Here is a 1,404-nt window from a genome sequence, read left to right on the forward strand (position 1 = left end):
ATAATGGTCTTCTGTCAAGAAAGTGGACAATACAAAATGAGAAATTTTTGTCCTGTAATCCTACCGCACTTCGTTTGGTGGGGCATGAAAAACGATCAATCCAAAACCAGGATTGCTCCTCTTTCACGCCAAATGGTTCTTTTATGATATCTTTTCTGAGATTAACAGATGGTAATTTCGTTCAAAGTTGTTCGGAGAAAGATACCCAAGCGTCGAGTGTTTTCTTCGTTCATTGTATCGGCTGGAAATGTAGTAGTTAATCGCTCTCGAGGCTTCATCACGGGTTTTGAATCGGAAGCGGTAAATGAGTTCCTTTTTAATCGTCGCATGGAAGGATTCGATGCACGCATTATCATACGGATCTCCTTTTTTACTCATGCTAATTTGGATGCCAGCCTCTTGTAGTGCTTCCGTGTAATCTTTTGAACAGTATTGAGTCCCGCGGTCTGAATGATGAATCAGGCCATCAGGAGGTCGTCTTGTGGTCTTTGCCATCTCTAATGCAGCCAAAGTAAGTTCCTTTTTCATGGACTCTCCGAGGCTCCACCCTACGATCTTTCGGGAAAATAAGTCCATGACCGACGCTAAATACATCCAGCCTTGAAGGGTACGCACATAGGTAATGTCAGCTACCCATACCGCATTAGGACTGTCTACATTGAAGTTTCTCTTAACTAGGTTTGGATAGATCGCTAGATCGTGATTGGAGTCTGTCGTCACGACATATTTTTCTGTCGGTGTAGCTTTCAGGCCCATTTCATGCATATATCTGGCGACTGTCTTTTGTGAAATGGTGTATCCCCATTCAATCAAATCGTCATGGATCCGTGGACTTCCGTACGTCTCCAGGCTCTCATGAAAAGACTTCTTTATTTTCTGTTTCAATTCATTCTTTCTCTTTTCTCGATCTGTTTCACCACGGCGATGTTTTGACTGCCACTTATAATAACCGCTGGAGGAGACCCCGAGTACGTTACACATCTTCAAAATGGGGTGTTCATCTTTATGAGCCTCAATGAATTCATACTTTACTTGGGCTTTTTCGTGAAGATGTGCATCGCCTTTTTTAAGATTTCGTTCTCCTCTTGAAGAGCCTTCATTTCCTTTTCATGTTGCTTTTTCAGTTTCTCAAGCTCTGATGGGGTAATGTATTCTTGTGACTGACCGGCAACTTTTTTCTCTTTGTATTGTTTAACCCAGCGCTGGATCGAAGAGTACGGGATTTCTAGCTCGTAAGCTAAATCTGTTGCCTTTTTATCTTCTTCTACAATCATCTTGGCTACATATTCCCGATACTCATTTGAATGGTGCTTTCCCATAGTGAACACGTCCTTTTTAATGATAGTTATAGTGTACGAATTATCATTTTGGTGTGTCCACTTTTTAGACTAACTTTAATAAATT

The 1,404-nt window shown here is 41.3% G+C and carries 2 protein-coding genes; both read right to left on the reverse strand.

Features of this window, described 5'->3' with window-relative positions:
• Nucleotides 1-141: 141 nt before the first annotated feature.
• Nucleotides 142-1,017 (reverse strand): IS3 family transposase, encoded by an 876-nt coding sequence (locus LCM10_RS20450; protein WP_224878446.1) that lies wholly within the window; start codon nt 1,015-1,017, stop codon nt 142-144.
• An 11-nt stretch (nt 1,018-1,028) separates the two neighbouring features.
• Nucleotides 1,029-1,319, reverse strand: a complete 291-nt coding sequence (locus tag LCM10_RS20455; protein WP_224878443.1) for a transposase — start codon at nt 1,317-1,319, stop codon at nt 1,029-1,031.
• Nucleotides 1,320-1,404: the final 85 nt, after the last annotated feature.

The sequence above is a fragment of the Rossellomorea aquimaris genome, assembly GCF_020171925.1.
In the GTDB taxonomy this organism is placed as follows: Bacteria; Bacillota; Bacilli; order Bacillales; family Bacillaceae_B; genus Rossellomorea; species Rossellomorea aquimaris_F.

Bases quoted from the DNA above. Each gene is read 5' to 3' on its own strand.
- LCM10_RS20455 (WP_224878443.1), bottom strand. From the start codon at position 1,319: ATGGGAAAGCACCATTCAAATGAGTATCGGGAATATGTAGCCAAGATG.